Source organism: Micromonospora sp. CNZ296, from assembly GCF_007827635.1.
In genome coordinates, this window is the sequence record NZ_VISW01000021.1 from 41,278 (window position 1) to 62,141 (window position 20,864).

The window sequence follows — 20,864 nt, forward strand, 5'->3', positions numbered from 1 at the left end:
GCAGGCGGTCAGTCCCGGTACCGCAGCCCGGCGAGCAGCAGGCCGACCAGCCGGCGCGCGTCGTAGCGGGGATCGCTGTCCGCGCCGATGCAGAGGTTCCCGACGCCGCGAAGCAGCTGGTAGGCGTCGACGTCCCGGCGGATCTCGCCGGCCTCGGCCGCGGCGTCCAGCAGAGCGGCGCAGACCGGTACCAGCCGGTCGACGAAGTAGCCGTGCAGCGCGTCGAACTGTCCGCTGTCCGCGCGCAGCGCGGCGGCGAGCCCGTGCTTGGTGACCAGCAGGTCGACGAACTGGTCGATCCACCGGGTCAGCGCGGCGTACGGGGTGGGCGCCTGCGCCAGGCAGACCGGGCCGGCTTCGGCGCACGCCTCGACCTGGTGCCGGTAGACCGCGACCACGAGGTCGGCGCGGGTCGGGAAGTGCCGGTAGACCGTACCCACGCCGACGCCTGCGGCGGCGGCGATGTCGCGTACCGGGGCCTCGACGCCGGAGGCGACGAACACCGCGGCGGCGGCGTCGAGCAGCGAGCGCTGGTTGCGCCGCGCGTCGGCCCGGCGTCGGCCCGGCCCGGTGGTGTCGGTCACGTTCGGCGTCCTCTCCTGGACTGCGGTTGTCAAACGGAACAGCGTTCCGTATCGTTACCGGAGCAATGTTCCGCATGGCCATCATGCCAGGCGGGACGAGAGATCACCGAGTCAGGCCGCGCCCGTCGCGGCCACCGGAGGGACACCCCATGCAGTACCGCACCCTGGGCCGCACCGGCGTACAGGTCAGCACGCTCGCGCTGGGCGCCATGAACCTCGGCCCGATCGGGCGCACCACCCAGGACGAGGCCACCGCGCTCGTCGGGGCCGCACTCGACGCCGGGATCAACCTGATCGACACCGCCGACGCCTACGGCAACGGGATCTCCGAGGAGATGGTCGGCCGGGCGATCGCCGGCCGCCGCGACGACGTGGTGCTGGCGACGAAGGCCGCCCTGCCCATGGGCGAGGAGCGCAACCGCCGGGGCGGCTCCCGGCGCTGGCTGGTCACCGCCCTGGAGGACAGCCTGCGCCGGCTCGGCGTCGACCACGTGGACCTCTACCAGATCCACCGCTGGGATCCGGCCACCAGCGACGAGGAGACGCTGTCGGCGCTGACCGACCTGCGGCAGGCCGGCAAGATCCGGTACTTCGGCACCTCCACCTACCCGGCCCACCGGCTGGTCGAGGCGCAGTGGGCGGCCCGCGAGCACCACCTCGGCCGGTACGTCACCGAGCAGCCCAGCTACTCGATCCTGCAACGCGGCATCGAGGCACACGTCCTGCCGGTAACACAGCACTACGGGCTCGGCGTCCTGGTCTGGAGCCCGCTCGCCTCGGGCTGGCTCTCCGGGGCGATCCGGGCCGGCCGCGAGATCACCACCCACCGGTCCACGTTCATGCCGCAGCGCTTCGACCCCACGGTCCCGGCCAACCAGGCCCGGCTCGACGCGGTGGAACGGCTGGCCGGTGTCGCCGACGAAGCAGGACTCACGCTGATCCAGCTCGCACTCGGCTTCGTCACCGCGCACCCCGCCGTGACCAGCGCGATCATCGGTCCGCGCACGCCGGAACACCTGCACAGCCAGCTCGCCGCCGCCGACACCGTGCTCACCGCCGACGTCCTCGACGCGATCGACGCGATCGTCGCCCCCGGCGTCGACCTGGCCCCGGAGGAGAAGCACGACACCCCGCCCGCGCTGCTCGACCCCGCGCTGCGCCGCCGCTGACCGCTACGCTGCCGCGCATGGACGCCGAGCTGCCCACCTTCGAGTTCGCCTTCCCCGGCCCGCTGCGCGACCAGCTCGTCGCCGCGGTGCTCGACGGGAGCAAGACCACCACCACCGGCCTGCTCCAGGACTACGAGATCGACGGTGAGCCGCTACCGGCCGTCGGCACCCGCTCGGCGGTGATCGACTCCGACGGCCGGCCGGTGGCGGTGATCGAGCTGGTCGAGGTCCGCGTCGCCCGCCTCGGCGACGTCGACCTCGACCACGCCCGGGACGAGGGCGAGGGGTTCGAGACGGTCGCCGCCTGGCGCGCCGGCCACGAACGGTTCTGGCACGGCGACGACTACCGCGGCTGGCTCGGCGACCCCGGCTTCACAGTGGACGACGACACCCCGGCCGTGCTGGAACGCTTCCGGCTGGTCGAGACGCTCTGACGGCGGCCGGGCTGGTCACTCCGCGGCGAGCCAGGCGCGCAGCTCGGCGCCGTGCTCGTCCAGCTCCGGCGGCGGCAGGTCGTAGCGAGGTGGCGCCCCGGACAGGCCGATCGGATTCCGGATCCCCGGCACCCCGCCGGTCGTCACCACCGGATCCAGGCCGAGCCCTTGAGCCAGCGCCACCCCCTCGGCCACCGAGTTGATCGGGCTGCACGGCACGCCCGCGGCACGCAGCTCGGCGAACCAGTCCGCGCTGCCGCGCCGGGACAGCGCCACCACCAGCAGCGGCCGCAGCTCGTCGCGGTGCGCGACCCGGTCGGCGTTGCCGCGGAACCGCGCGTCGCCGGCCAGCTCCGGCACGCCGAGCACCCCGCAGAGGGTACGGAACTGGCCGTCGTTCCCGGCGATCACCACCAGCTCGCCGTCGGCGGTGGGCAGCGGCTCGTACGGCACGATGCTCGGGTGCGCGTTGCCCATCCGGTGCGGCGCCGCCGCACCCGCGACGTACGCGCTGGTGTGGTTGACCAGCCCGGACAGTGCCGAGGAGAGCAGGTCCACGGTGACGTGCTGCCCACGACCGGTCTCCTCCCGGTGCCGCAGCGCGGCCAGGATCCCGACCGCCGCGTGCAGTCCGGCGATCACGTCGAACACCGCCACCCCGGCCTTGTAGGGCGGGCCGTCCGCGTCCCCGGTGAGGCTCATCAGCCCGGCGGCGGCCTGCACCATGAGGTCGTACCCCGGCAGATCGGCGCCCCCGGCGTCGCCGAAGCCGCTGATCGAGGCGTACACCAGGCGGGCGTTGCGGGCGGTGACCGTGCCGTGGTCGAGGCCGAAGCGGCGCAGCGCGCCCGGGCGGAAGTTCTGGATCAGCACGTCGGCCCGGTCGGCCAACCGGTGGGCCAGCGTCAGGTCGCCGGGATCGGTCAGGTCGAGCACCAGCGACCGCTTGTTGCGGTTGACCGCCAGGTAGTAGGTGGAGACGTCGTCGCGCACCGGGGGCCGCCAGCCGCGGGTGTCGTCCCCGCCGGGCGCCTCCACCTTGACCACGTCGGCGCCGAGGTCGGCCAGGAGCATGGTCGCGTACGGCCCGGCGAGGATCCGGGAGAAGTCGGCGACCAGCACCCCGCGCAACGGACCCGACATGCCACCCTCCCTCGCCGCCGACCACGATGACACATACCCGACGGCACGCCCGGCAGGGGTGGCCGAGGACGCCCTCCTGGCCCACCCGGGTGGCCGCGGTGGTCGGCACGCCCCACCCCGACCTGGCCAGCAGGTGACCGCGTACGTGGTGGGCGACGGAGTGGCCGAGACGGAGCTGATCGACTTCGTGGCGCGGCACCTGTCCGCGCACAAACGCCCCCGGCAGGTACGGCTGGTCGGCGCGCTGCCCCGCAACGCGATGGGCAAGGTGCAGAAGTCCCGGCTGACCGAGGTGTGACCGGCCGCCTCAGCGGGCCGCGGCCGCCCGGCGGACGAGCCGGCGGGCTTCGTCCGGCGGCACGCCCGTGGCGCGCAGCAGGTCGTTGGCGACGGTCCGCAACTGCGAGACCACGATGGTGCCGGAGAAGCCGATGTCCTGCCGGCACGCCTCGCCCGCGTCGCGCACCGCGCGCAGCACCCGCTCCCGGGCGGCGACCGGCTCCTCGGCGGCCAGGAACTCCCGGTGCAGCAGCCGGATCGCCTCGCTGAAGTGCTCGAGCGCGGCTGGTAGCTGCGGCGGCACCGGCTCCCGGTCCCGCAACGTGGTGCCGATCCGGCGGACCATGCCGCGGCTGTTGCGGAACGCCCGGTCCAGGTGCTCGGCGCCGTGCCGGTACGCGGCCAGGGCCCGCCGTCGCCGCCAGCGCACCGGGGAGAACCGCACCACCTCGTCGGCGGCGGTGACCATCTCGTCGATCTGGTCCAGCTCCGCCTCGGCGGCGCGCATCCGGGCCAGCACCTCGTCGGCCGCGCGCACGTCGGCCCGCGCCAGCGCCTCCGCCGACGCGGTCATCTGGCACGCGAACCTGTCGAGCGCCGGGTCGGCGACGCGGCGGACCGCGCGCAGCGGGTTCAACGGCGCGATCACCAGCACCACGAGCAGGCCGACCACACCGCCGACGAGCGCGTTGACGGTCCGGGGCAGCTCCAGGTCGGGCGACACCGGGGTCAGCGTGGCGACCAGGACCGCCGTGCCGCCGGCCTGGGTGACGAGCGCGCCGGTGCCGCGGACGAGCACCGCCGCGGTGACCGCCAGGAACACGATCACGCCGGTCTGCCACGGCCCGGTGCCCAGGAGACCCACCAGCAGGTCACCGAGGACGATGCCGAGCACGACACCGGCCACCAGCTCCACGGTCCGCCGGGTGCGGTTGCCGAGCGAGGCGGCGATGACGCTCACCGCCGCGGCCGGCGCGAACGTCGGGTCCGGGTTACCGAGCACCTCCCGGGCGACCGTCCAGGCCAGCGCGGCGGCCAGGCCGGCCTGGACCGCCACGAGGAAGTACGTCCGCAGCCTCCGGTGACCGGTCCGGCCCGCATCACGCACCCGGTCGACGACAGCCCGCATGTACCGGGGTACCCGCGGCCGACCGCTCGAATCTCATCCGGGGTACGCCATCGTGCCGGTCAGCGCCACCACACCGGGCAGCCGGGTGTCCTGGCGCAGGAACTGCACCACCACGGGAACCGGGGAGCGCAGCACGCAGCCGTACGGGCGGTCCAGCCGCACGGCCTCCGGATCGATCAGGTCGTTGACCCGTACGTGCCGGATGCGGCGGGCGCCGACCAGCAGCCGGTACGGCCCCACCGGCTCGGTGTCCTGGTAGTAGAAGTCCAGTTCCACAGCGGCGTCCCGGTCACCTGCGTTGAGCACGCAGAGCTGGTCGAAGGCGGTGAACGCCGGTTCCGGGCCGTGCGCGGGGAACGGCACGTGCCCGCCGGGCACCACCCAGACCCGGGCGCCGACGGGCGCGCTCACTGCTCCTCCAGCAGCCGGGCCAGGTCCGGCGTGAGGAACACCCCGTCCGGGTCGAGCCGGCGGCGCACCGCCTGGAAGTCGTCCCAGCGGGGAAAGAGGGGACGCAGTTCCCCCGCGCCGAGCCAGTGCTTCTTGCCCCAGTGCGGGCGCCCGCCGTAGTGCCGGAACACCGCCTCCACGTCCCGGAAGTACTCCTCGTACGGCAGTGAGGTGTTCTGCAGGCAGGCGATCGTGGTGGTGGGCCGGCCGTAGGCGTTGCTGAGCCAGATGTCGTCCGCGGCGATGGTGCGCACCAGCACCCGCCAGGCGGCCACCCGGCGGTGCCGGTCGCGCACCCGGCGGCGTACCTCGGCGAAGCACGCCGGGAACGCCTCCGACGGCAGCATGTACTCGATCTCCTCGAAGCGCAGCTCCCGGTCCCGGGGAATGGTGCGGTGGGTCGGCCCGACCTGGCTCTGCCGGGGCTCGCCGTCCGGCAACCGGACGTCCGCCCGGTCCGGCGCGGCGTCCGTGTCGATGCGGTTGATCACCCGGATCTGCGTCCGGTCGCTGCGCGGGTACCAGTAGAAGTCCATGTTGCGGTTGGTGTGCTGGAGCTCGGCGAGGTGGTCCAGGGTCCAGTCGAGGTGCGTGCACCAGGAACGGCGGTGCAGCTGATAGGTCGGCTGCACGTCGAGCGTGATCCGGGTGATCACGCCCAGCGCGCCGAGGGAGAGACGGACGGCGGGCAGCAGGTCCGGGTTGCGGCGCGCGTCCACGTCCAGCACGTCGCCGGTGCCGGTGACCAGGCGTACGCCGGTGACCTGGGTGCTCAGGTTCCCGAAGCCGATGCCGGTGCCGTGGGTGCCGGTGGCGGTCGCCCCGGCGATCGACTGGTAGTCGACGTCACCCAGGTTGTCCATGGCCAGCCCGGCGTCGTAGAGCCCCTCGCCGAGCGCCCGGAGCTTGGTGCCGGCCCACGCGGTCGCGAGCCGCCCGTCGTCGGAGATCACGCCGGACAGCCGGTCCAGGCCGAGCAGGATCCCGTCGGTACGCACCAGCGGGCTGGACGAGTGCCCCGAACCGACCGGACGGATGGTGGCGCCGGTGGCCCGGGCACGGCGCACCAGGTCGCACACCTCGGCCTCGTCGGCCGGCTCGGCCCGGTCCCCCGGCGTGAAGCGGAGACTGCCGGACCAGTTCACGAATTCGCGTGTCACAGCGGCCCCTCCCCGGCCGGCTTACCCGTGCCCGCCCGGGGTAGTCGCCGCCGCGCCGTGACCGCCGCCGCCGGGCGGCCCGGCGTGACCCGCACCCCGCCGGGAACCAGCGCGGCGCTCCCGACGACTATCCCTACATGGTGTGTGAGCAGTGGCGGGAGATCCTGTCGGCACAGCTGGACGGTGAGGCGTCCGAGTCGGAGATCGAGGCGGCCGAGGCGCACCTGACCGGCTGCGCCGGCTGCCGCGGCTGGTTCGACTCGGCCGCGTCGGTGACCCGGCGGGCCCGTACGCAGCTCGCCCCGCGGGTGCCCGACCTGGTCGACGCGGTCCTGGCCGCCGCTCCCCCGCCCCGGCCCAGCCGCCGCCACCGGATCACGCTCGGGCTGCGCGGGGCGCTCGGGCTGCTCGGCGCGGTGCAGCTCGTACTCGGCCTGGCCCAGATCGGCCGGGAGGCGGTCGTCACCCACGCGCACACCTCCGGCCAGCACCTGTGGCACGAGTCGGCGGCGTGGAACGTCGCGGTCGGCGCCGGGTTCCTCTACGTGGCCGCGCGCCGGTCCGCCCCGTCCGGCCTGCTGCCGATGCTCAGCGCGTTCGTCGCCACGCTCGTGCTGCTGTCGGTGAACGACCTGATCACCGGGCAGGTGGCGATGACCCGGCTGGTCAGCCACGGTTTCCTGCTGGTCGGCTGGGCCGTGATGCTGGTGCTGTCCCGCCTCGGCCGGCGCCCCGGCGACACCCCGCCCGGTCAGCGCCGGCCGGACGGATCCCGGTGGGCGCTGCCGACCGAGGAACCGGCCGCGCCGGCGCTGCGGCTGGTGCCGCCCGGCCCGTACCCCGCACAGGCCCGCGACCGGCGCGCCGCCTGACGGCCCGCGGCGCGAATCTCCGGCTCGCGGCGTCCCTGCGGCCCTCGGTCGCGGTCGGGCCCCGGCCGGTCGCGGTCCCCGCAGGCCTCGGCGGTCGTGTCTCAGCGCTCTCGGCGGTCGTGGTGTCAGCGCGCCCGGCGGTCGCGGGCGTCGCCGGACCAGGCGGCGACCAGGTCCTCCCGGGCGCGGGCCACGCGGGAGCGGATGGTGCCCACCGGGCATCCGCACACCTCGGCCGCCTCCGCGTAGGACAGGCCGAGCACCTGGGTGGCCACGAACGCCTCCCGCCGGTCCGGCGCCAGCGTGGCGATGAGACCGCGCAGCACCACCCCGTCCTCCCCGCCGCCGGTCACCGCGCCGGCCGCCTCAGCGGCGGCCTGCCAGTCCGGCAGCGCCGCGACCCGGGGCCGGGCGGTCGCCGCCCGCACGTGGTCCACCGCGACCCGGCGGGCGATCGTGAAGATCCAGGTACGCGCCGACGACCGGCCCGCGAAGCCGGGCAGGCTGCGCAGCGCGCGCAGGAAGGTCTCCTGGGCCAGGTCGTCGGCCTCGGCGGGCCCGGCCAGGTGGGCGAGGAAACGCCACACCGGCGCCTGGAGGGCCCTGACGAACGCGGCAGCGGCCAGCTGGTCACCCCGGGCGGCGCGTCGTGCCCACCCGGTCACCTGCTCGTCGTCGTCCGGGCTCATCCGCGGCCGGCCCGCCGGTCCGGCATGCTCATGCCGGACGGTACGGATGCGCGCCCCGCTCGGTTCATCAGTGGCGTCCCTCCTGCCGGCGCCGGAGTCCGGTCACCCCCGGTTGGTCGGCCGGCGGGTCAGGAAAGTTCCCTCGCTGTCAGTCGTCAACGGAGACGGTGACCGGCCCGACCCGCAGGACGCCGTCGGTGAGCGGCGAGCACCGGACGCCGCCGCGGCGGCGCATCGCCTTCCACGTGCCGGGGGCGACCACCACGTCGAGCCAGGCGCAGGGCGGGGCGGCCCGGTGCACCCGCAGCCGGACCGGGCCGTCGCCGGAGTCGAGCGTGAGCACGCGCCCGACCAGATCGTCCACCGGGATGCCCTCGGTGAGCACGTTGCGCCGCAGCTGGGTGAGGTCCGCGTCGGGCGGCAGCGACTCCCGCGCGATCAGCGTGACGCTCGCCTGACGGTGCGCGGGACGGCCGAAGTAGCGGTCACCGACGATGCCGAGCCCGGCGCGTAGCTCCACCCGGTCCACCAGCTCGCCCGGTGGCGCGGGGGCGGGTCCGTCCGCCGGGCGGCCCACGTACCGGTGCACGGGTGAGGCCAGCAACTGGACGATCCGCGGCATGCGCGAAGTCTAATCGGGGGCATACCACCGCCAAAACGGACGATAGCCGCGCTCACGTATCCGCGCCCTCCGCAGGGCGTTGTACCAGGTGTGACGGCGAGGCGACCCGACGCGATCGGGGCTCATCCGCAGCGGCGACTGGCCTGGGCACGGCGCGAGAACGAGCGCCGGCGCCAGGCGTACGAGACGGCGGCCCGGACCTGGCGCCGCCGCGCCGACCACCTCGACCGGCTGTCGATGGAGGCGGCGGGCTTCCACGGCTGCCCACTACCCGGCACCGCGCTGCCGGTACCGCTGGACGACGGCGAGGTCGTCTACCGCATCCTGCCCACAGTCGACCTGGTCGAGGCGACGGCCCGGCACCTGCCCGGGCTGCCGGTGCCGGGCCGCACGCTCGCCGGTTGTCTCGACCCGTCCCACGGCCCGCTGCCGGCGGGGCTGCGCGTGGTGGACAGCGGCACCGCCGTGGTGACCGACCGGCGGGTGGCCTTCGCCGGGCAGAACGCCCGGCGGGACTGGCCGCTGCGGGACGTGCGCGGCCTCGGGCACCACCCGGACCGTCCGGTCACCCTGCTGCACGACGCCGACGGCGGCGCCCCGGCGGGCCTGCGCGTACCGGCCCCGGGCGCGGCGAACGCCAGGTTCTACCTCACCCTCGCCCACGCCGGTGCCACCGGCACACGGCAGGCGGTCGTCGAGGACGTCGAGGCGCTGCGGTCCGCCCACCGGGCTGCCCGGCCCCGGCCTCCCCGGCCGCTCGGCCCGTGGGACGCCCCGGCCGACCGGGCACTCCCCCAGCGGCTGGCTGCGGCGGGCGTCGCGGCGGCGGCCGTGCTGCTGGGCGTCACCTCCGCCGGCACCTGGACGGCGACAGCCGGGCAGACCGATCCGGCGCACGGACAGGCGACCGCGCCCGCCGCCACGGCCGCACCGCCCGCGCCCGGGGTGCCGCCCGGGGTGCCGCCCGTGGCGACTCCGGTCGACCCGTCGTCGCCGGTGGTCCGGCCGACCCGGCCCGCGCCGCCACCGAAGCGCCTCCCGAACGCGACCGCAGCGTCCGGGGCGCGGGTCCTCACCACCGCACCGCCCGTCGCCGGGTCGCCGCCGGCACGGGTCGGCGACCGCCCGTCGCCGCCCGTCGAGCCGCCCAGCCCTCCCGCCGACCAGGTGACTCCGGTGCCGACCGCGAGCCCGACGAGCGACCCGGATCCGACCGGAGAGCCCGGTCCCACCGGCGACCCGAGCCCGACCGCCTCATCCGAGGCGGCCCTGCTGGACCTGGTGGGCCAGGTGGGCCGACGGCTCGGCCTGGCCGTAAGGCTCGGCCTGGCCGTAAGGCTCGGCCTGGCCGTAAGGCTCGGCCTGGCCGTAAGGCTCGGCCTGGCCGTAAGGCTCGGCGCGACAGCCCAGGTGGACGCGGCCCTCTCCTGACCCCGCGGAGCCGAGTGCCAGCCGGGGATGAAGGTGCCGCCGCCCTCGGCGTACCGGTCGAGGACGGCGAACGAGGTGGCCGCGCCCGGGCTGCTGGTCGGCTGTGCCCGGGCGGTTGCCGCGGCGACTGCTTGATCGCACCCGTGGCGACCGCTTGATCGACACCATTACGCCGAGGTGGCGGCATCCGGCCGGCTCGGACCCCGCCACCTCGGCGAGCTGGCGTGGATCAAGCTGGGTGTCCCAGGCGGGGAAGATCGGTCAGCGCCGCGTCCCGCCGGCGCAGCCCTTCCCGCAGCCACGCCGCATCCCCTCGCCGCCCGATCCCATCCCCTCGGGATACCCCGAGCCCCTGAGCCACCGTGCCCTTGAGTCCCCGAGTCCCCGAGCCCCGCGATCTTGCACTTGCTGCCCTCGGGATAGGCGATTCATCCCGCTTTCGAAGGTCAGCAAGTGCAAGATCGCGGAGGCAAAGGCGGGGGCGAGGGGCGGGGCGGGGCGGGGCGGAGTGGGTCAGGGGGTCTGGGGAGTGAGGAGGTAGTCGCCGTCGTCCGGGCTCCAGCGCAACTCCACCGCCCCGCCCGTCGCGGCGGCCTTGCAGAACTGGAGGAAGCTGCGGTAGCCGAGCTTCTTCTCGCTGAAGTCGGGCCGGGCGCGCCGGAGCTGGTCCTTCAGCCCGGACAGCGCCACCGCTCCGCCGTCCGCGGCGAGGTCCACCACCACGGAGCGGAGCAGCCCGAACGCGACCTCCCGGTCGCCCTGCTCGGGAAGTGACACCTCCGGGTCGCCCTTGGCGGGCCCGGCGGCCAGCTCCACCACGTTGTGCGCCGCGAGGTGGCGCAGCAGTTCCCCGAAGGTCCGGAAGCCGTAGTCGGACTCGCTGAACGTGGGATCCTTGCGGAGCAGGGCGCGCTTGAGCGCGGAGGCGGTCACGTCGCCGCTGGAGCTGCCCTGCATGCCGGCCACTGTCTGCACGAGCTGCACGGCGAGCGTGTCGACGTCCCGCGCCGACTCCTCCTCGGCCGCGGTCACCACCACGGGCTCGGGCGCCGGCTCAGCCGGTGAGGGCCGGGCCGGGCGCGAGCGGCGGGCGGCCGGTGGCGGTACGTCCACGCCTTCGAGGCGGTCGTAGTAGAGGAACTCGTCGCAGGCCGGCGGCAGCAGCGCGGAGGTGGACTTCTCCACCCCGACGCCGATCACCCGCTTGTTGAGTTCGCGCAGCTTGTGCACGAGCGGGGTGAAGTCGCTGTCCCCGGTGCAGATCACGAACGTGGAGATGTAGCCGCGCTCGAACGCCAGCTCGACCGCGTCCACCGCCATCTTGATGTCGGCGGCGTTCTTGCGCGAGGCGCCCATCCGCTGCGGGATCTCGATCAGCTCGACGTGTGAACGGGTGAGCATGCGCCGGTCCTCGTCGAAGTACGACCAGTCCGCGTACGCCCGGCGTACCACCACGCGTCCCCGCTCGGCGAGCGCGTCGGCGATCGGCCGGAAGTCGAACGGGCGGCCGCCGTGATGGTCCCGTACGCCCAAGGCGAGGTTCTCGTAGTCGAGGAACAGCGCGATGCGATCTTCGTGATCCACGGTGGCAGCCTAGCCCGGCCGGAACGCCGGACCGGTCAGCGCCGCTCGTCGCGGTAGACGGTCTCGCGGCGGGCCACCCGCTGGATCGCGTAGCTGGTCACCAGCAGCAACAGCGCGAGTACCACCTCGACGCCCGCGACCGTGCCGGTGGCGACGGTGAGGCCGAGCAGCAGCAGGATCAGCCCGACGACGGCGAGCAGGCCCGCCAGCAGCAGCCGGTTACGCCGTCGCGCCGACCGCTGCGCGTCGTCTGCGCTCACGCTGGCCCGCCTTCCTCCGGTTCCGCCTCCGATCCTAGGCGCCGGCCGTCGCCGGGGTGGCGGATCGCGGCGCCGGAAACGGCCCGGGGCCGGACGCTTCTGCGTCCGGCCCCGGGTCACGGCGGCGGTCAGTGGATCGGGACCGGCACCGGACGCTTGTCCTCGCCCGGGTCGCCGTCGAGCAGGTGCGACGGCTCGCGGCGGCGGGGCAGGAACGCGGCCGGAATGAAGGTCAGCAGCACCAGCCCGAAGGCGACCCAGAACGTGGTGGAGAAGGAGTTCGCCGCGTAGTCGAGCCCGCGCTCGATCAGCGACGGCGGCACCGGGAACTGCTGGGTCAGCTCGGGCTGCTGCTGGGAGGCGATGGCGAGCTGGGCCTCGGTCAGCGGGGCGCCGGTGGCCGGGTCGGTGACGCCGGGGATCGGCCGGGAGCCGTTCAGCTCGCTGGTGAGGATGACCGACATGACCGCGGCGCCGACCGAGCCGCCGATCTGCTGGAGGATGTTGACGAGCGTGGAGCCGCGCGCCACCTCCGCCGCGCTGAGCGTCTTCAGCGCCGAGGTCATGATCGGCATCATCGTGCCGCCCATGCCGAGGCCCATCACGAACAGCGAGCCGCAGAGCAGCCAGTACGACGTGTCGGTGCCGAGCTGGGTGAAGGTGAAGAACCCGGCGGCGATGAGCACGAGCGCGAACGGCACCGTCCGGCCGACCGGCACGCGGTCGGCGAGCATGCCGGCGATCGGCATGGTCAGCATCGCGCCGATGCCCTGCGGCGCGATCAGCAGGCCCGCGGTCAGCGTCGTCTCGCCGCGCACCTGGAGGAAGTAGCTGGGGAACAGCAGGCCCGCGCCCATGAACGCGATGATGAACACGAACATGGTGACGGTGGCGATGGTCAGGTTGCGGTTGCGGAACAGCCGCAGGTCGAGCAGCGGGTGCCGGGGCCGGAACGAGTAGAGCACGAAGGCGACCACGAGCGCGCCGCCGGCGAGCATCGGCAGCCAGACCTTCGTGTCGGCGACGGTGCCGGTCTCGGGCAGCGTGGAGATGCCGTAGAGGAACAGCGCGAGACCCGGCGAGAGCATGAGCATGCCGAGGAAGTCGAACGACTCGGACGGCTCGGCGTTGTCCCTGGGCAGGGCGAGCTGGGCGTAGACCAGGGCGACCACGCCGATCGGCAGGTTGATCAGGAAGATCCAGTGCCAGCTCGCGACGTCGATCAGCCAGCCGCCGAGGATCGGGCCGGTGATCGGGCCGAGCAGCATCGGGATGCCGAGCACGGCCATCAGGCGGCCGATGCGGTGCGGGCCGGCGGCCCGGGTCATGATCGTCATGCCGAGCGGCATGAGCATGCCGCCGCCGAGGCCCTGGATCACCCGCCAGGCGATCAGCTCGCCGATCGAGTCGGCCGTGGCGCACAGCCCCGAGCCGATGGTGAACAACGCCAACGCCACCATGTAGAGGCGTTTCGTGCCGAACCGGTCGGCGGCCCAGCCGCTGAGCGGGATCACCGTGGCGAGCGCGAGCGTGTAGCCGGTCATGGTCCACGCGACGCGGGCGTACGTGGCGTCGAACTCGCTCTGGAACGTCGGCAGCGCCACGCTGACGACTGTCACGTCGAGGATCGACATGATCGCACCGAGCACGACGACGCCGGCCACCTTGAGTACGGCGGCGTCGAGCTTCGTCGACGTCGCGACGGGTTGCTGGGTCACTGACGGTCTCCTGGATCCGGTCCGGCACTGGGTGTCGGCGGCGGCGCCGCGCGCCGTCTGCGGAGCGCGGGCGGAACGCGCGGCGGGGCGGCGTCCGGGCGACAGCGTAGCCATGACCTGGGACGAGGCGCGGCCGGTTTTGCCGACGGGAGAACTGCGGCGGGACGCGAACCGGCCGCGCCGCCGGCACCGATCCGCTCCGGCGGCTCGCGGAAAGGGCTGGTGCGCGCCGATTCGCCGCTCTTGTCGAGCCGGTCACCGGCGGCGACGACCGTGACGAAGGTCATGCCCCGTCCGGGCAGCTCCGGCGCTTCGGCACGCCGCCGATCAGCCCAGGCCGGCCATCAGGTCGACCTCGGCCGTACGCGAACGGTCGATCCGGCGGGCGAGGTCGCGTACCCGCTCGCTGGTCCCGGCGGCGACCTGGGCACGGGCCAGGTCGGCCGCGGTGCGCTGGTGCCGGCTGAGCACGTCGAGCAGCACCCGGTCGGCGTCGGCGGGCGCGGCGGCGCGCAGCCGGGCCAGTCCGGCGGCGGCCTCGCTGTGCCCGGAGTGGTCGTGCCGGGCGGCCGCGGCGGCGGCCGACAGGCCGGCCTCGCGCAGCCAGCCGCGCATGGTGGCCAGTTCGTCGGTCTCGGTGGCCCGGACGGCGGCGATCAGCGTGCGGATCCGCGGGTCGGTGCCCCGGTCGAGGCCGAGCCGGACGATCTCCAGCGTCTGCTCGGTGTGCGCCACCATCATGGCCAGGAACAGCGCGTCGATCCCGCTGACAGTGGCGTCCGCGCCGGCCGGGACCGAGGCCGTGGCGGACGGGACCGGCGGGGACGGATCGGCGGCGGGCGGCCCGCCGCACCCGGGCAGGGCCAGCGCCACGCCGAGCAGGGCCGCGGCGGACGCGCGGCGGAGCCGGGGACCGGCCGGCTCCGCCGCGCGGGTACGCGGGCTCAGATCTGCTGCCACAGCGCCGGTACGTTCGGCGGTTCCCAGCCGGCGATGGCGGTGTGCGCCTGGCGGCAGCGGTAGCTACGGCCGTCGTAGGTGACCGTGTCACCGACCTGGTACGCCCGCCCGGCGGTCCACGTGCCGCCCGGTGCCGGGGTGCTGGTCCGGGTGGGCGAGGGCGCGGGCGTGGTGGGCGCAGCGGTCGGGGTGGGCGGCGGGGTCGGGTTGCCGCCTCCGCCGCCGATCTGGAGGTCGACGCAGGAGTAGAACGCGTTGGCGGTGTCGGAGATGTTCCAGATGGCGAGCAGCTTCTGCCGGCCGGAGAAGCCGCCGAGGTTGACGGTGTGCGACACGGTCGCGCCGGGCTGGCGGCCGCCGCCGTCGACCACGGCGACCCGGGTGCCGCCGATCCAGTACTCCCAGTTGGCGGTGGCGTGCCGGGCGGTGTTGACCCAGGTGAACGTGACGGTGCTGCCGACCGAGGTGGCCGGCCAGTTGCGGCTGTCGTCGTTGAGCACCGCGAACTGGGCGATGCCGGCGTGGCAGCTGCGCAGGCCCTTGGGGCCCTCGACGCTCTGCGGCTCGTACTTGATCTGACCGCAGTCGGGCACCCGGTTCTGCGCGCAGAGCGCCTGCCTGCTGGGCGGCGAGGAGACGTAGCCGTGGGCCTGCGCGGGCGCGGCGAGCGCCAGCGTCCCGGTGACGGCACCGGCGGTGAGCAGCGGGAGGGTGATTCTTCGGCGCATGGTGGCAACTCCTTCGGGGGGAACGGAAGGTGCCCCGAACATAAATTAAACATTGTTAACAGTAAAGACTCCTGTCTATAAATTAAGCCCTGCACTCCCCCGCGCCGGGCGTATGATCCTCATCGATGGCTCGCCGCGCGGAGCCGATCGTCGTTCGTGGGCACCCGTCGCCGTCACGGCTCCGGGAGGACGACGCAGACCGGGCATCGCCTCGTCGTCCCACTCCGAAGGACACCCCCGCATGAGGAGAACCACCGCGTTCGCGGCCAGCCTGCTGCTGCTCGCCACCGCGCTCAGCACCGTCGGCGGGCCGGTCGCCGCCGCCGACCCCACCGACCCGGTCACCGTCACCGTCAACACCCGCGCCGGGCTGGCCACCGTCCCGGCCACCGCGCTCGGCGTCAACCACGCCATCTGGGACTCGCAGCTCGGCAGCGCCGAGACGTCCGACCTGCTCAAGGCCGCGGGCGTGAAGATGCTGCGCTACCCCGGCGGCTCGTACGCCGACATCTACCACTGGGAGACGCACACCGCGCCCGGCGGCTACGTCGCACCGAACACCGACTTCGACACGTTCATGGCCGGCGCCCGCCGCGTCGGTGCCGAGCCGATGATCATCGCGAACTACGGCACCGGCACGCCCGCCGAGGCGGCGGCGTGGGTCCGCTACGCCAACGTCACCAAGGGCTACGGCGCCAAGTGGTGGACCGTCGGCAACGAGAACTACGGCAACGGCCACTACGGCTCGGCCTGGGAGGCCGACGACCACCCGGACAAGAGCGCCTCCCAGTACGCGCGGCTGGTGGTCGAGTACGCCGACGCGATGAAGGCGGTCGACCCGAGCATCAAGGTCGGCGCGGTGCTCACCATGCCCGGCAACTGGCCGGACGGCATCACCGCCGGATCGGATCCGGGGCCGTGGAACCAGACCGTGCTGTCCATCGCCGGCCCGAAGATCGACTTCGTGGACGTGCACTGGTACCCGGGCGGCAGCGCCGCCGACTCACTGGCCCGCACCAACCACCTGCCCGACGCGGTCTGGCTGCTGCGCCAGCAGATCGCCCGGTACGCCGGCCCCGGCGCGGACCGGATCGAGATCAGCTTCACCGAGCTGAACGTGGACGCCGGCCGCACCACCGCGCCGGGCGCGCTGTTCCTGGCCGACGCCTACAGCGGCCTGCTGGAGCAGGGCGTGTTCACGGTGCAGTGGTGGAACGTGCACAACGGCATCGGCACCGTCTCCGAGGTGGCCGGGCAGACCGACTACGGCGACTTCGGGCTGCTCTCCAGCGGCAACTGCACCAGCGACGGCGAGGTGTGCCAGCCGGCGTTCAACACCCCGTTCGCGCCGTACCACGCGTTGTCGATGATGAACCTGTTCGTCCGGCCCGGTGACCAGCTCGTCCGCGCCGGGACCGACCAGCCGCTGGTCGCCGCGCACGCGGTCCGCCGGCCGGACGGCAGCGTCGCGGTCCTGCTGCTCAACAAGGACCCGGAGAACGCCCACCCGGTGACGCTCGACTACGCCGGGTTCACCCCGGCCGACGAGGCGCCGACGGTGCACACGCTCGCCAACGGCGCGACCGGGATCAGCACCGGCCGCTCGGGCGGCGCGACAGCGCGTACGCTGCCGCCGTACTCGCTGACCACGCTCGTGCTGCGACCGGCCGGCAGCTCGGCCGGGCGGCCCGGCGCCCCGGGCCGGCCGACGGCGAGCGCGGTGACCGACCGCGCGGCGACCATCTCCTGGCCGGCGGCCACGCCCGGCGGATCCCCGATCGCCAAGTACGAGGTGCACCGCCAGTACGGCGCGGTGAGCGAGCAGCTCGGCGAGACCGCCGGCACGTCGCTCACGGTGGGCAACCTCGAACCGGGCGCCCGCTACACGGTCAACGTGCTGGCACGGGACACCGCCGGGCGGGTCTCGTGGTCGTCACCGCCGCTGACGTTCGCCACCGGCAGCCCCGCCGAGAGCTCCTGCGCGGTGCGGTTCGACGACGACAACGACTGGGGCAACGGGTACGTGGCGAACGTCGAGGTCATCAACACGGGTGCGAAGGCCGTCGACGGCTGGACGCTCACCTGGACCTGGCCGACCGCCTGGCAGCAGGTGAGCAGCGGGTGGAGCGCCACCTGGGACCAGCAGGGCCGCGACGTCCGGGTGACGCCCACCGCCGACAACCGGCGGCTCGCCGCCGACGGCGGGAGCACGACTGTGGGCTTCGTCGGCGCGTACAGCGGACCGAACGTGCCGGTGGGTGCGTTCCGCCTCAACGGCACGGTCTGCACGCTGCGCTGAGCGGCGGTCAGCCCCGGCCGGGTGGCCGCAGCCGCACGTCGGCCGCCGCCGGGACCTTCGGGTTCCGGCGGCGGCCGGCCCGGCGCGGCGCCGGCACCACGTGCGGGCGCAGCGGTCCGGGCGGGAGCGTGGGCAGGTCCGGTGCGGGTGTCGGCAGCACGGCCAGGATCACCACGAGAAGCACCACCGCGACGACGCCGTCGAGCCAGTAGTGGTTGCCGGTGACCACCACCACGAGCGCGGTCACCAGCGGATGAAGCAGCCAGAGCCGGCGGCGGCGTCCGGTGGTGACCGCCATCAGCGCCACCGCGATCGCCAGCGCCCAGCCCACGTGCAGCGACGGCATGGCCGCGTACTGGTTGCTCAGCTGGTCGGTGTCGGGAGGTCCGTAGACGCTCGGCCCGAACCGGGTGCCGGTGTCGACCAGCCCGGTGAGCGCGGTCAGCCGTGGCGGCGCGAGCGGGACGCAGACGTGCAGCACCAGCGCGACCGCGGTGAGCGCTGCCAGGGCCCGCCGCAGCCGCACGTAGTGGGCCGGGCGGCGCAGCCAGAGCCAGACGAGGCAGAGCACTGTGGCCGGGAAGTGCACGTAGGCGTAGTAGGAGTTCGCCACCCGCACCAGCAGATCGTGCGCCAGCAGCGGTCCCTGCACGAGCGTCTCGTCGGGCAGGCGCAGCAGCCGCTCCAGCCGCCATACCCACTCGCCGTTGGCCAGGGCCACCTCGGCGTGCCCGGCCACCACCTGCCGGCCCGCCTTGTAGGCCAGGAAGAGCACAGCGACGAGCGCCAGCTCGCGCGCGGCCCGCTGCCATGCGGCGAGGCGGGCGGGCGCGGTCCGCGTGACGTCCACGGCTCCTCCTTCGGTTCGTCCCCGCATGGACCAGGGCCGCCGCCGGGGTCGGCGACGGCCCTGGGGGTACGGGCTCAGCGGCGGGCGCGTTCCTCCCGGCCGGCCGAGTCCACGCTCACCTCGTCGAAGGCGGGCGCGCCGTCGACGGCGTCCGCTCCCACCGCCACCGAACGGCCGGTGTCCGGCAGGTCGAGGCTGGAACGCAGGGTGACCGGGCGCAGCAGCAGCGCCGCAACGATACCCACCACCGCGATGGCGGCCGAGATCAGGAAGATGTGCCCCGTTGCGTCCCCGTACGCGGCCCGCACGATCTGCCGGACCGGCTCGGGCAGCGCGTCGAGGTTGAGCGTGCTGCCACCGCCCCCGCCGGAGGTGGGGATGCCGGCCGCGGCGAGGTCGTGTGTGATCCGGTCGCTGACCCGGCGGGCGAGCACCGCGCCGAGCACGGACACGCCGATGGTGCCGCCGAGCGAGCGGAAGAACGCGACGCTGGCGCTGGCCGCGCCGATGTCCTTGAGCGCGACGGTGTTCTGCACGGCGAGCACCAGGTTCTGCATGGTCATGCCGACGCCGACGCCGACGATGAACATCGCGAGGCCGACGAAGACCAGCGAGGTCTCGTGGTCGATGGTGCCGAGCATGGCGAACCCGATGACCAGCACGACCGCCCCGAACACGATGTACGGCTTGATCTTCCCGGTCGCGGTGATCATCCGGCCGGCCACGATCGAGGAGATCAGCACACCGGCCATCATCGGGATGGTGAGCAGGCCGGCCTCGGTCGGGCTGTAGCCGCGGCCGATCTGGAAGTACTGGCCGAGGAAGACCGCGCCGCCGAACATGGCCATGCCGACCGCGAGGCTGCCGAGGATCGCCAGGGCCGTGGTGCGCTCGCGGACGATGTGCAGCGGCACCACCGGCTCGGCAGCCCGCGCCTCCACCCAGACGGCGAGCGCGAGCAGCAGCACCGAGCCGCCGACCATGGCGCCGGTCTGCCAGGAGACCCAGGCGAAGGAGTCGTCGACGAACGAGATCCAGATCAGCAGCACGCTGACGCCGGCGGCGATGAGCGTCGCGCCCAGGTAGTCGATCTTGACGTTGTCCCGGCGCACGGTGGGCAGGTTCAGGGTGATCTGCAGCAGGAACAGCGCGGCGGCCGCGACCGGTACGCCGACGAAGAAGCACCAGCGCCAGCCGAGCCAGGAGGTGTCCACGATCAGGCCGCCCAGCAGCGGGCCGCCGACGGTGGCCAGCGCCATGACGCCGCCCAGGTAGCCGTTGTAGCGGCCCCGCTCACGCGGCGGGATCATGGCCGCGATGGCGACCTGCACGAGCGCCTGGAGGCCGCCGACGCCGATGCCCTGGAACGCGCGGGCGGCGATGAGCTGCCCGGCGCTCTGCGCGAAGCCGGCCGCGACGGACCCGACCAGGAACACCACGATGGCGATCTGGATCAGCAGCTTCTTGTTGAACAGGTCGGCCAGCTTGCCCCAGATCGGGGTGGTCGCGGTGGCGGTGAGCAGGGTGGCGGTGACCACCCAGGTGTACTGCGTCTGCGAGCCGTTGAGCGCGCCGATGATCTTCGGTAGGGCGGTCGAGACCACGGTGCTGCTCAGCATGGCCACGAAGAGCACCAGCAGCAGACCGCTGAGCGCCTCCAGCGTCTTCCGCTTGCTCATGGGGGCGGCCGCAGCCGTCGTGGTGGGTGCGCTCATGCGCGCGTCCTCCAGGTGTGTCGATACGGGGTGGCCGCTTCGTTGCCTCAAGCAATCAACACTAAACCTTGCCCGGCAGGCAAGTTTGCCCATTGAGAAATGGGTCACCTACGCTTGGCCCATGGAGGAGTGCACCGGGCTGCGGGAGCGGAAGAAGGCGGCCACCCGCCTGGCGCTGCACGAGGCGGCGCTGTCCCTCGCCGTCGAGCACGGCCCCGACCGGATCACCGTCGAGGCGATCGCCGACGCCGCGAACGTCTCCCGGCGGACGTTCTCCAACTACTTCGGCGGCAAGGAGGAGGCCCTCTTTCACGGCGACACGCTGCGGTTGCGACGGCTCCTCAGGCTCGTCGCGGACCAACCGGCGGAGCTGTCGCCGTGGGCCGCGCTGACCCGGGCCGCCCTGGTCCAGGCCGAGGACGGCTACGACGATCCGGCCGAGCCCTGGCTCAGCCGGCGCCGCCGGCTGCACGGCCACCCGAGCCTGGCCGCCCACCAAGTCGGCGCGTACGCGGCCCTGGAGCGGGAGATGGCCGCGGAGCTGGCCCGCCGGCTGACCGGACCGGACGCGGCGCTGCGGGCCCGGATCGTCGCCGCGACGTTCCTCGCGTCCCTGCGGATCGCCGCCCACGAGTGGCTGGAGCACCCGGGGCGGTCGTTGCGCGACGGGCTGCGCGACGTGCTCGCCCTGGCCGCCCCGGCGGCGGGCTGAGCGCGCGGCTTCCCCGTCGGACCGGTGGAATGGCCGGCGAAAGCGGCACCCGGCCTGACCTGGGCTGACACACTCG

At 74.0% G+C, this 20,864-nt stretch carries 20 protein-coding genes and 1 pseudogene; 7 read left to right on the plus strand and 14 right to left on the minus strand.

The genetic code is table 11. The features are described from left to right. Positions 1 to 8: 8 nt before the first annotated feature. Positions 9 to 584, minus strand: a complete 576-nt coding sequence (locus tag FB455_RS27905; protein ID WP_013286181.1) for a TetR/AcrR family transcriptional regulator — start codon at positions 582 to 584, stop codon at positions 9 to 11. Between the two features lie 149 nt (positions 585 to 733). Here FB455_RS27905 and FB455_RS27910 point away from each other — a divergent pair, with 149 nt between their 5' ends. After that, positions 734 to 1,753, plus strand: a complete 1,020-nt coding sequence (locus FB455_RS27910; RefSeq protein ID WP_145755342.1) for an aldo/keto reductase — start codon at positions 734 to 736, stop codon at positions 1,751 to 1,753. 17 nt (positions 1,754 to 1,770) lie between these two features. After that, positions 1,771 to 2,187, plus strand: a complete 417-nt coding sequence (locus tag FB455_RS27915; protein ID WP_013286179.1) for an ASCH domain-containing protein — start codon at positions 1,771 to 1,773, stop codon at positions 2,185 to 2,187. A gap of 15 nt (positions 2,188 to 2,202) precedes the next feature. Here FB455_RS27915 and FB455_RS27920 read toward each other — a convergent pair whose 3' ends face one another. Continuing rightward, positions 2,203 to 3,330 (minus strand): CoA transferase, encoded by a 1,128-nt coding sequence (locus FB455_RS27920; protein WP_145755343.1) that lies wholly within the window; start codon positions 3,328 to 3,330, stop codon positions 2,203 to 2,205. A gap of 52 nt (positions 3,331 to 3,382) precedes the next feature. Here FB455_RS27920 and FB455_RS27925 point away from each other — a divergent pair. Next, positions 3,383 to 3,628, plus strand: a pseudogene (locus FB455_RS27925) (AMP-binding enzyme); the annotation flags it as partial. Positions 3,629 to 3,637: 9 nt separating this feature from the next. On the opposite strand, the gene FB455_RS27930 reads toward FB455_RS27925, so the two are convergent. Genes FB455_RS27930 through FB455_RS27940 form a run of 3 tightly spaced genes read right to left on the minus strand, consistent with a single transcriptional unit; the run spans position 3,638 to position 6,348 of the window. Continuing rightward, complete coding sequence (locus FB455_RS27930) at positions 3,638 to 4,738, minus strand: FUSC family protein (protein WP_030272454.1); 1,101 nt, start codon at positions 4,736 to 4,738, stop codon at positions 3,638 to 3,640. A 33-nt stretch (positions 4,739 to 4,771) separates the two neighbouring features. Continuing rightward, positions 4,772 to 5,149, minus strand: a complete 378-nt coding sequence (locus FB455_RS27935) for a sensory rhodopsin transducer (RefSeq protein WP_013286176.1) — start codon at positions 5,147 to 5,149, stop codon at positions 4,772 to 4,774. Next, positions 5,146 to 6,348: a D-arabinono-1,4-lactone oxidase gene (locus tag FB455_RS27940; RefSeq protein WP_030272456.1), complete on the minus strand. Its 1,203-nt coding sequence runs from the start codon at positions 6,346 to 6,348 to the stop codon at positions 5,146 to 5,148. Before FB455_RS27940 ends, FB455_RS27935 begins: the two co-directional genes overlap by 4 nt. A gap of 137 nt (positions 6,349 to 6,485) precedes the next feature. Between FB455_RS27940 and FB455_RS27945 the strand changes: the two genes are divergently transcribed. Further along, positions 6,486 to 7,220 (plus strand): zf-HC2 domain-containing protein, encoded by a 735-nt coding sequence (locus tag FB455_RS27945; protein ID WP_013286174.1) that lies wholly within the window; start codon positions 6,486 to 6,488, stop codon positions 7,218 to 7,220. A 125-nt stretch (positions 7,221 to 7,345) separates the two neighbouring features. Here FB455_RS27945 and FB455_RS27950 read toward each other — a convergent pair whose 3' ends face one another. Both FB455_RS27950 and FB455_RS27955 read right to left on the minus strand, forming a co-directional pair. Further along, positions 7,346 to 7,909: a sigma-70 family RNA polymerase sigma factor gene (locus tag FB455_RS27950; RefSeq protein WP_013286173.1), complete on the minus strand. Its 564-nt coding sequence runs from the start codon at positions 7,907 to 7,909 to the stop codon at positions 7,346 to 7,348. A 148-nt stretch (positions 7,910 to 8,057) separates the two neighbouring features. Next, entirely contained in the window at positions 8,058 to 8,531 is a 474-nt protein-coding gene (locus FB455_RS27955; RefSeq protein ID WP_145755345.1) for a molybdenum cofactor biosysynthesis protein, read from the minus strand. A 90-nt stretch (positions 8,532 to 8,621) separates the two neighbouring features. On the opposite strand from FB455_RS27955, the gene FB455_RS27960 reads away from it, so the two are divergent. Beyond that, a complete protein-coding gene (locus FB455_RS27960) occupies positions 8,622 to 9,962 on the plus strand; it encodes a hypothetical protein (RefSeq protein WP_186466450.1) in 1,341 nt (446 codons plus the stop codon). Between the two features lie 513 nt (positions 9,963 to 10,475). On the opposite strand, the gene FB455_RS27965 is transcribed toward FB455_RS27960, so the two are convergent. The 5 genes from FB455_RS27965 to FB455_RS27985 all read right to left on the minus strand — a co-directional run bounded on the left by FB455_RS27965 (position 10,476) and on the right by FB455_RS27985 (position 15,212). Next, on the minus strand, positions 10,476 to 11,546 hold the full coding sequence (locus FB455_RS27965) for a PIN domain-containing protein (protein ID WP_013286170.1): 1,071 nt from the start codon (positions 11,544 to 11,546) through the stop codon (positions 10,476 to 10,478). Positions 11,547 to 11,581: 35 nt separating this feature from the next. Beyond that, positions 11,582 to 11,806: a hypothetical protein gene (locus FB455_RS27970; RefSeq protein WP_013286169.1), complete on the minus strand. Its 225-nt coding sequence runs from the start codon at positions 11,804 to 11,806 to the stop codon at positions 11,582 to 11,584. A 128-nt stretch (positions 11,807 to 11,934) separates the two neighbouring features. Continuing rightward, positions 11,935 to 13,524 (minus strand): DHA2 family efflux MFS transporter permease subunit, encoded by a 1,590-nt coding sequence (locus FB455_RS27975; RefSeq protein ID WP_145755346.1) that lies wholly within the window; start codon positions 13,522 to 13,524, stop codon positions 11,935 to 11,937. A 327-nt stretch (positions 13,525 to 13,851) separates the two neighbouring features. Continuing rightward, on the minus strand, positions 13,852 to 14,484 hold the full coding sequence (locus FB455_RS27980) for a DUF305 domain-containing protein (protein WP_145755347.1): 633 nt from the start codon (positions 14,482 to 14,484) through the stop codon (positions 13,852 to 13,854). Then, a complete protein-coding gene (locus FB455_RS27985) occupies positions 14,469 to 15,212 on the minus strand; it encodes a lytic polysaccharide monooxygenase (protein ID WP_145755348.1) in 744 nt (247 codons plus the stop codon). The genes FB455_RS27980 and FB455_RS27985 overlap by 16 nt, the downstream gene beginning before the upstream one ends. A 241-nt stretch (positions 15,213 to 15,453) precedes the next feature. Between FB455_RS27985 and FB455_RS27990 the strand changes: the two genes are divergently transcribed. Further along, the gene (locus FB455_RS27990; RefSeq protein ID WP_145755349.1) at positions 15,454 to 17,511 is read left to right on the plus strand and encodes a cellulose binding domain-containing protein; all 2,058 of its coding nucleotides are present in this window, start codon (positions 15,454 to 15,456) and stop codon (positions 17,509 to 17,511) included. 7 nt (positions 17,512 to 17,518) lie between these two features. Here the strand turns inward: FB455_RS27990 and FB455_RS27995 are convergent, their stop codons facing one another. Continuing rightward, positions 17,519 to 18,361, minus strand: a complete 843-nt coding sequence (locus tag FB455_RS27995) for a phosphatase PAP2 family protein (RefSeq protein ID WP_030272471.1) — start codon at positions 18,359 to 18,361, stop codon at positions 17,519 to 17,521. Positions 18,362 to 18,435: 74 nt separating this feature from the next. Then, a complete protein-coding gene (locus tag FB455_RS28000; RefSeq protein ID WP_013286163.1) occupies positions 18,436 to 20,076 on the minus strand; it encodes an MDR family MFS transporter in 1,641 nt (546 codons plus the stop codon). Positions 20,077 to 20,197: 121 nt separating this feature from the next. Here FB455_RS28000 and FB455_RS28005 point away from each other — a divergent pair, with 121 nt between their 5' ends. Beyond that, on the plus strand, positions 20,198 to 20,788 hold the full coding sequence (locus FB455_RS28005; protein ID WP_030272473.1) for a TetR/AcrR family transcriptional regulator: 591 nt from the start codon (positions 20,198 to 20,200) through the stop codon (positions 20,786 to 20,788). The last annotated feature ends 76 nt before the right edge of the window (positions 20,789 to 20,864 follow it).